A 6,831-nucleotide genomic window follows, 5' to 3' on the forward strand; every position below is an offset into this window, starting at 1 on the left:
GACTGTGGCTGAGGACTGCAGCGAGCGGCCGCAGCGGAGGCGAGGTCCGACGGTCAGTGACCGTCGTCGTGCGCGCCGCCGTCGGCCGCGGCCTGGCCGTGAGCGGCGTCGACCACGAATTCGGCGGTGTGCACCTGGCCGTCCACCTGGAAGTCCAGGTACAGGAAGTACCGGCCGGCGGTCGGCGCCTCGGCGGCGAACTCGATCTCCGGACCGGAGGTCTCGCCCGCCTCGGGCTCGTCCCCCATGGCATGCACGTGCAGGTATGCGAGGTCGCCGTCACGCAGGGCGACGAGATGACCGAACGCCCCCAGGTAGGGCTCCAGGGCGGTGACCGGTGTGCCGTCCTTCGTCACGGTGAGCGTGAGATCCTCCGCCGATCCCGCCGTCAGGTCGCCGTCGAGCGAGACCGTGAAGCCATCGACCTGTGCGATCTGTGTCGGCTCCGGTGTCACCGGGGCGAACGCGCCCGCCACCTGGACGGTGCGGGTGAGAGTGAGCGAGGGGGCATCGGCGCCGGCGGGCGTGAAGTCCGCGAAGACGCGATAGGTCCCGGCTTCCGTCCATTCCCACGGCAGCGACCAGGTGCCCGTGCTCGCATCCAGCGTCGGGTGGACGTGGCGGAACTGGCTCCCGTCCGATCGCACCACGATGAGGTGCAGGTCTTTGTCGTGCGCGGTCGCATACTCCGTGACCGGGGTGCCCTCGGCGTCCTGGATCCGGAAGGTCAGCTCTCCGGCGATGCCCACTCCTGCGGGCGCCTCGACCGGCGACAGGACGTAGCCTTCCAGGCCGAGCGCGAGCCCCTTCAGGGTGTCCGCCGCGACGGTCGCGGATTCGTCCGTCGTCGTCGCACCGGTGTCGTGACCGCCGTTGTGGCTGTCCATTTCCGTGCCTTTCGTCCAGTCGTCGACAATGCTCGTGGGGATGACGGCGCTCGCGAGACCGAAGGCCCCGCCGAACGCCACCACCAGGCCGAGTCCGTAGAGGGTGAGCCGCGTGCCGGCGTTCATACCGTCCGCACCGCCGAATACCCGGCCTCCGTGACGGCGGCCAGAACCTGTGCGTCGTCCACGGCGCCGGAGCTCGTGACGACGAGCTTGCCGGTTTGCGCGCTCACCTGGATCTCGCCGACGCCGGGGATCTCGGCGACTTCTTCGCGGATCGACATCTCGCAGTGTCCGCACGTCATGCCGGTCACCTGGTACTCGTTCGTGGTCATCACGTCTCCATCTCGTTAGGGTGTACCCGTACTGGGTATCTCATCTTCCTCAACGGTATACCCATAAGGGGTATTCCGCGAACCGAATTTCGGCCTGTCTGGCTCGAGTCGAACCGTCGGCGGGCTGAGCCGAGGGCGCCCGTCGTCGGATCCGACGCACATCTCTGCGCGACGGATCCGACGAGAGCGCCGTGGGTGCTTCTTACTCGGAGGGTGTCGCCGTCCGGAGGCTCCGGCGCGCCCCCGCCACGTCATCCGACGGAATGACGAGGGTCGGGCGCGTGGCGTGATGGAGCACATTCGCCGACGTGCTCCCCAGCAGCGTCGCCTTGAATCCACGCAGACCCCGGGAGCCGAGGATGATCAGATCGACGTTCAATTCCTCGGCGGCGTCGACGATGGCCTCCGAGGCGGTGGCCATCGTCGACGAGATGAGCGGCTCGGCCTGCAGTCCCAGATCTCGGGCGAGCTGCGCGCCGTCGGCGGCGATCTTCTCCGACACGTCGAGCGCGGCGGCATCGAGGCCCTGCAGCTTCTCCAGCGCCGGATGGCCTTGGAGGTGTGCGGCGAAGCCTTCCAGCGGTTGGCGGGCGTAGAACAGCACCGCGGTCGCGCCGGGGAAGAGGCCGGCGACGGTGTGCATCGCGCTCTGCGCGTTGGGGGAGCCGTCGTAGGCGATGAGCAGTTTCGGAGAGGGCATCAGTGGTTCCTTCGTATCGATGGCGTGGTCGCTAGACCGACATGGCGTTGTCGGGTTGCAGGGCCGAGGCCCGTGGCTTCGTCATGGTGATCGCGGTGATGATCGCCCCGAGGAGAGCGAGGATCGCTGCGCCGATGAATGCGGCGGAGTACCCCTGGGTGAGCTCCACCGGGGAGGCGTCTGTGCCGGCGATGCCGTAGACGATCGCGGTGAGTACTGCGAGTCCGAGCGCAGAGCCGATCTGGTAACTGGTGCTGACCAGTCCGGACGCGACGCCGGTCTCTGCGGGCGGTGCCGCATTGATGGCGGTGCCGAGCGACGGCACGAACGCGAGCGACATGCCGAGCGCGGCCAGCAGGGACGCGGGCAGGACATCGACCGCGTAGTTGCCGTCAGGGCGGACGAAGGCGAGCCACGCTAGTCCGGCCGCGAGCAGCAGGAGGCCGCTGACGATCAGGGACTTCGCGCCGAATCGCTCCTGCAGACGCGGTGCCAGGGCGATCATGACGATCACGACCAAGCCGGTCATCGGAAGGAGTGCGGCGCCGGCGGCGAACGCACTCGCGCCGAGCACCTGCTGCAGGTACAGGTTCAGGAAGAACCACATCGACACCCAGGCCGCTCCGAGCATCAGCTGTGCCGCGTTCGCGGCACCCAGGAGCGGCGCGCGGAGCAGGCTCAGGCGCAGCAGCGGGTTGCGGCTGCGCGCCTGGATGACGAAGAAGATCACCAGCAGCACGATGCCCGCGGCCAGCATGCCCAGGGTTGACCAGGTGAGCCAGCCGACCTCGGGGGCGTTGACGACCGCGTAGACGACCGCGGCCAGTCCCACCGTCACCGTGATGGCTCCGCCGATGTCGATGGAGCCCGTCGCCTTGCGGACGGTGCGGGGGAGTGCGGTCGCGGTGAAGGCGAGCACGAAGAGCGCGATCGGCACCGTGACGTAGAAGACCCACGGCCAGCTCACGTACTCGGTCAGGACTCCGCCGAGGAAGACGCCGGCCGTGCCGCCGATCGGTGCGGCGGCCCCGTAGACGGCGAAGGCCTTGGGGAGATCGGATGTGCCTCCGAACAGCATCATCAGCAGGGTGAGTGCGGCGGGGGCGATCATCGCGGACCCGGCGCCCTGGATGGCGCGACCGGCGATCTCGACCCCGACGTTGCCGGCAGCCCCGGCCATGATCGACCCGGCGATCAGGACGAGCCAGCCGAGCACGAAGATCTTCCGCGCACCGAAGGCATCGGACAGGCGGCCTCCCAGCAGGAGCAGGCCACCGAAGGCCACGACGTAGGCATTGAAGACCCAGGACAGGGACTCGGGGGTGAAGCCGAGGGCGCGCTGGATGTCGGGGAGGGCGACGCCGATGATCGAGGTGTCCATGATGACCACGAACTGTGCGGTGGCGATCAGGACGAGCCCGAGCCACCGCTTCGCTCGTGACATGGGTGGGGGTGTGGACATGTTCTTTCCTCCTGTGAAGCTGTGCCGGACGACCCGGTCGCGGTGTAGCCTATACCCATGGGGGGTAGGGGTGCTCGGGTGTGATCAACGCATCATCGATGGCGCCGACGCCGCGCGGTTCGTCGCGACGGTCGAGGAACGCCTCGAAGAAGGGGCGTTCGCGCCGGATCTCGGGATCTCCTCACGCGACTCGCGGGAAGGGTGAGACGGGGGCACGCCGCCGTGGGCACAGCGTCAGCCGCGATCCCGGATGGTTCGGACCTTGACGCCTACGAGGCCATGAAACGGAAGACCGCGACGAAAGCCGCGAGCAACAGGAGAGTGGCGTTGAACGGTACGGACTTCGCTTCGCGGATGCGGATGTGGATCACGATCGCGACGGCCTGAAGGAGTACGAGTCCTATGGCGGCGATCGGCGTCAGGATCGGGGCGATGCCGGTGAGCCACGGCAGGATCAGCCCGATCGCTCCCAGGATCTCGAGTGTGCCGACGGCCTTGATGATCGCGGGCGACGCCGAGCGGGTCCAGCTCATCGTCTGCGCCAACTCCGCCTTCGAGCGGAGTATCTTCGCGCCGCCCGTGAACAGGTAGAGGAGGGCGAGTAGACCGGAAACGATCCAGACGGCGATGTTCATCGGGTGTCCTCGGCCACGGTCATCGGGATCTCCACCTCATACTCGTGAGCGCCGATCCAGAGCACCGCGTCTCCAGGGTCGGCGGAGGCAGGAATGTCGACCTGGCCACTGAAAGCGCGGTCGACGATCGCGATGTCGCCCAGCGAGACGGTGCCGTCAGGCCCCCGCCATTCGACGGAGACCAGCGGCCACGGCTCATCGAACGAGTGGTTGGTGTCGTTGCAGGGGCCCCAGTACCGTCCGCTGACCGTGACGGTCTGATCCGCCGTGGTGGACGTCGGCGACGCGGTCGCCTCCACAGCGACGCACGCCCCGGACGACTGCCCCGCGCAGCCCGTCACGACCAGCGCGGCGAACGACAGGGCGACGGCGCTAGCGGTGCGGCGGCTCCTCATCGACGACATGCTCATTGATACCGCGTCTGAAGACGGTGCGGCGCACTTCGACTTCGAATCGATACCCGGCGTCGACAGGGGGTGCAGCGCGCGGAGGCGAGTAGCCTCAGTCCATGGGAACTCTCGAGTACAACAGCTCACGACCTCCGATCGAGGTCGATGATGCGACGTTGGCGCACCTAAAGATCGTGATCGGGACGAAGCTGCGCCGCCACGAGAGCTTCATGATGACGTGGCTGCCGGAGGTGAAGAATCCTGCCGGCCGTCTCACGATCTGGATGCACCCGGCGATTCCGCTGATCTTCGCGTACGAAGGCTCGAAGATGCCGGAGATCGACACGAAGCGGATCGAGCACATGATGGAGAACCTCAACGCCCGCGGAGAACTCGTCCTCGATCAGCTCGGATAGGTCCGCCATCCGTCGTTCTCTCGGCCGATCCGCGTTCGCTTTCGCCGGCGTCATGCTCATGGCCCTGAGGCGTGCACGGCGCCCGCTCGCCTGAGGTCGGCTCCGGCGGGTGCTCCCTATAGTTGGGGCATGCAACGGCGCTCCGCTCTGGTCCTCGGCCTTACTGCACTTCTGCTCCTGACAGGCTGCACATCGGCAGCGGTTGCCGGCGGTGGATCCACCGCTCCGAACAGCGAGGCCACCGCATCGCCGACCGCGGAGTCACAGGAGCTGGACGCCGCCGCGCAGCAGGCCCAGGCGTGGTTGGATGCGGCCGTCGTGCCTCCGGGGGCCGTGCGCGTTGCTGACAGCCCCGCCTCGTTCAACTCGTATCAGGGGTGGCCGTGCACGCCGGTCGCCGAGCTCAAGGGGTACTGGACCCTCGCAGACTCGACCGTCGCCGAAGCCGCGAACTGGTTGCAGGAGAACCCGCCCGCCGACCTCGTCATCACGACCGGGACCGAGCCGCAGTCGGAAGACGCGAACCTCGACGGCGTGCTCGTCGGCTACATCCCGGCAGACGAGTCGCAGCAGGGCATCGTCTACACGGTCGCGAAGATGGATCCGGGCATCGCGATCAGGGCAGAGGTCGCGGCCCTCAGCGCGTCCGCGACGTGTGCTTCGCTCGCCCCCGGCGAGACCTGGGGCAAACCGGGACAGGGCTGAGCGCCTCCGCGGCCGCAAGCATGGTGACGCTCGCTACCCGGCGGGAACGCAGACCGAGGCCGACGTGAGGTGGATCAGGCCGTCGATGCTCGAGGTGTCTTTGATGCCCAACCGGGCGATGGGGAGGGTCTCGCTGTAGCGGATGTCCTCGTGCATCGCCCTGTCCTTCTCGTAGCCGGCCTGGTCCCACACCGCGAGGATCCGCTCGACAGATCGGGTGTTGTCGTCGGTGCGGAACCCGATCTGCACCTCGCGCCGTGTGCCGGCGCCCTCCGTGCACGGCGTCGAGATCATCGACAGTGTGGAGGCGTCCAGCGGTGCGCCCGAGGCATCGACGACCGTTCCCGAGGCGGCCGCGAAGGACGCGCCGATGATCTCCCGCATGTCGCTCTCGACCGCCGGCGCCGTCGCCGGCTCAGCGGAAGGGCGCGTCGGGATCGGATCCGCAAAGGGGTCGGCTCCTGGCCGCAGCCCGCACTGCGGCGTCCGACTGTCGAGAACGGGCAGCGAGACCGACGTCCCCGAGCCGGCGGTCACCCCCATGCTCGCGACGGGGCGGTTGACCGCATAGTCGATGGTCAGCGTTCCCTGCTCCTCGGTCACGGCATAGCCGCCCATCGAGAACGGCTGGTAGGCGTTGTCACCCGACGTCATCGCGACCTGGGTGACGATGAACGCGCCATCCTGCCGGTACACCGTGCCGCTCGACCCCATCAGGAATGCGCGCTCGACGACCACGTATCCGGTGTCGCATCCACCGTGCAGCACGGGCGTCACGTTCACCTCGACGGTCAGGACCGAGGCGAGGGCCGCGAGGGCTCCGGCGCACGAGGCGAGGACGATGCCGATGACCTTCAGCGGCAGCATCCATCGTGGCGCTTCGACGCTCCACAGTCCGACGCAGAGGGCGGCGAACGCGAGGAACACGGACAGCGTCAGCAGACTGCGCTCGTCCAGTGGGCCGATGAGGACGGATGCGGTCCCCGACGATGCGGACGACACCGTGACCACCCAGAACACGACGGCCGTGGCGAATGCGAACACCCCGCCCGCGACCCATGTGACTGTGCGTCGAGGGGAGCGTGGGGCCGGAGTCACGTCTGAAGCCTAGGCGGCGCCAGGGCTCGAGCCGCGCGATCCCCAGCCGACTCTCGGCTCCCCGGGTCTGTGCGACTCGCCGAGTGCACGGCTTGTCCGCGAGCGCACGGCTTGTCGACGCAGGCATCCGGTGCATTCGGCGGCAAGCCGTGCACTCGGCGAGTCGCACAGACCCGGGGAGCCGAGAGTCGGCTGGGGATCGCG

Annotated in this window: 9 protein-coding genes; 2 read left to right on the forward strand and 7 right to left on the reverse strand. The window is 68.3% G+C overall.

Going from position 1 to position 6,831, the window contains the following annotated elements; genetic code table 11:
• Positions 1 to 53: 53 nt before the first annotated feature.
• The 6 genes from CQ040_RS18230 to CQ040_RS18255 all read right to left on the reverse strand — a co-directional run bounded on the left by CQ040_RS18230 (position 54) and on the right by CQ040_RS18255 (position 4,414).
• Complete coding sequence (locus tag CQ040_RS18230) at positions 54 to 1,013, reverse strand: heavy metal-binding domain-containing protein (protein WP_105528215.1); 960 nt, start codon at positions 1,011 to 1,013, stop codon at positions 54 to 56.
• Positions 1,010 to 1,222, reverse strand: coding sequence for a heavy-metal-associated domain-containing protein (locus tag CQ040_RS18235; protein ID WP_105528214.1), 213 nt, complete (start codon positions 1,220 to 1,222; stop codon positions 1,010 to 1,012). Before CQ040_RS18235 ends, CQ040_RS18230 begins: the two co-directional genes overlap by 4 nt.
• A 202-nt stretch (positions 1,223 to 1,424) precedes the next feature.
• The gene (locus tag CQ040_RS18240; protein ID WP_105528213.1) at positions 1,425 to 1,922 is read right to left on the reverse strand and encodes a universal stress protein; all 498 of its coding nucleotides are present in this window, start codon (positions 1,920 to 1,922) and stop codon (positions 1,425 to 1,427) included.
• Positions 1,923 to 1,953: 31 nt separating this feature from the next.
• The gene (locus tag CQ040_RS18245) at positions 1,954 to 3,384 is read right to left on the reverse strand and encodes an MFS transporter (protein ID WP_105528212.1); all 1,431 of its coding nucleotides are present in this window, start codon (positions 3,382 to 3,384) and stop codon (positions 1,954 to 1,956) included.
• A gap of 269 nt (positions 3,385 to 3,653) precedes the next feature.
• Positions 3,654 to 4,019, reverse strand: a complete 366-nt coding sequence (locus CQ040_RS18250) for a DoxX family protein (protein WP_105528211.1) — start codon at positions 4,017 to 4,019, stop codon at positions 3,654 to 3,656.
• Positions 4,016 to 4,414, reverse strand: a complete 399-nt coding sequence (locus tag CQ040_RS18255; protein WP_146113951.1) for a hypothetical protein — start codon at positions 4,412 to 4,414, stop codon at positions 4,016 to 4,018. Before CQ040_RS18255 ends, CQ040_RS18250 begins: the two co-directional genes overlap by 4 nt.
• A gap of 113 nt (positions 4,415 to 4,527) precedes the next feature.
• On the opposite strand from CQ040_RS18255, the gene CQ040_RS18260 reads away from it, so the two are divergent.
• Positions 4,528 to 4,824, forward strand: a complete 297-nt coding sequence (locus CQ040_RS18260) for a hypothetical protein (RefSeq protein WP_028502653.1) — start codon at positions 4,528 to 4,530, stop codon at positions 4,822 to 4,824.
• Between the two features lie 129 nt (positions 4,825 to 4,953).
• On the forward strand, positions 4,954 to 5,529 hold the full coding sequence (locus CQ040_RS18265) for a hypothetical protein (protein WP_105528209.1): 576 nt from the start codon (positions 4,954 to 4,956) through the stop codon (positions 5,527 to 5,529).
• A gap of 33 nt (positions 5,530 to 5,562) precedes the next feature.
• Here the strand turns inward: CQ040_RS18265 and CQ040_RS18270 are convergent, their stop codons facing one another.
• Positions 5,563 to 6,627 carry a hypothetical protein gene (locus CQ040_RS18270; protein ID WP_146113950.1) on the reverse strand — a complete coding sequence of 355 codons (1,065 nt, stop codon included), beginning with the start codon at positions 6,625 to 6,627 and terminating at the stop codon, positions 5,563 to 5,565.
• Between the last annotated feature and the right edge of the window lie 204 nt (positions 6,628 to 6,831).

Origin of the sequence: Microbacterium sp. MYb54, assembly GCF_002979515.1 — a bacterium.
Taxonomy (GTDB): Bacteria; Actinomycetota; Actinomycetes; order Actinomycetales; family Microbacteriaceae; genus Microbacterium.

Coding starts and splice junctions, on each gene's coding strand:
- CQ040_RS18230 (WP_105528215.1), bottom strand. CDS start 1,013: ATGAACGCCGGCACGCGGCTCACCCTCTACGGACTCGGCCTGGTGGTG.
- CQ040_RS18235 (WP_105528214.1), bottom strand. CDS start 1,222: ATGACCACGAACGAGTACCAGGTGACCGGCATGACGTGCGGACACTGC.
- CQ040_RS18240 (WP_105528213.1), bottom strand. CDS start 1,922: ATGCCCTCTCCGAAACTGCTCATCGCCTACGACGGCTCCCCCAACGCG.
- CQ040_RS18245 (WP_105528212.1), bottom strand. CDS start 3,384: ATGTCCACACCCCCACCCATGTCACGAGCGAAGCGGTGGCTCGGGCTC.
- CQ040_RS18250 (WP_105528211.1), bottom strand. CDS start 4,019: ATGAACATCGCCGTCTGGATCGTTTCCGGTCTACTCGCCCTCCTCTAC.
- CQ040_RS18255 (WP_146113951.1), bottom strand. CDS start 4,414: ATGAGGAGCCGCCGCACCGCTAGCGCCGTCGCCCTGTCGTTCGCCGCG.
- CQ040_RS18260 (WP_028502653.1), top strand. CDS start 4,528: ATGGGAACTCTCGAGTACAACAGCTCACGACCTCCGATCGAGGTCGAT.
- CQ040_RS18265 (WP_105528209.1), top strand. CDS start 4,954: ATGCAACGGCGCTCCGCTCTGGTCCTCGGCCTTACTGCACTTCTGCTC.